The sequence below is a fragment of the Sphaerisporangium melleum genome, assembly GCF_014646695.1.
Lineage (GTDB): Bacteria > Actinomycetota > Actinomycetes > Streptosporangiales > Streptosporangiaceae > Sphaerisporangium > Sphaerisporangium melleum.
This window is the reverse complement of record NZ_BMNT01000157.1, coordinates 1-547: the sequence shown is the minus strand read 5'-3', so window position 1 is coordinate 547 and position 547 is coordinate 1. Positions and strand designations below refer to the sequence as shown.

The window sequence follows — 547 nt, the reverse complement described above, 5'->3', positions numbered from 1 at the left end:
TGCATCATTTAGGCTCGACAGCGATGACTAGCGATGGCCAGGGGGCAGGCGGGCCGCGCCGCCCCGTCGAGGACGAGGTACACGTGGTCGCGGAAGACACCAAACCGGCTGGTAAGGGCGGTAAGGCGAAGAAGGGCTCGTTCTGGCGGGAGCTTCCGGTGCTGGTGGTGGTGGCGCTGGTGCTGGCGCTCATCATCAAGAGTTTCGTGGTCCAGGCGTTCTATATTCCGTCCGAGTCGATGGAGAACACCCTGCTGGTGAATGACAGGGTGCTGGTGAACAAGCTGGTGTATCACACGCGTGATATCGAGCGTGGTGACATCGTGGTGTTCTCCGGGGTTGATTCGTGGGCCAATGAGGTGGAGTTGCCTCCGCCGTCGAATCCGGTGGCGGGGTTCTTCCGGTGGGTGGGTACGGCTTTTGGTGTGGTTCCGGGGGAGAAGGATTACATCAAGCGGGTGATCGGTCTGCCGGGTGACACGGTGAAGTGCTGTGACGCCAAGGGCCGGATCACGGTGAACGGCGTGCCACTGGACGAGAAGGCGTA

At 61.6% G+C, this 547-nt stretch carries 1 protein-coding gene; it reads left to right on the top strand.

Annotated elements, in window-relative coordinates:
• Window positions 1–23: 23 nt before the first annotated feature.
• Window positions 24–547 (top strand): signal peptidase I (gene lepB, locus IEY93_RS37625; protein WP_189167905.1); only part of this gene is annotated, 524 nt, incomplete at its 3' end.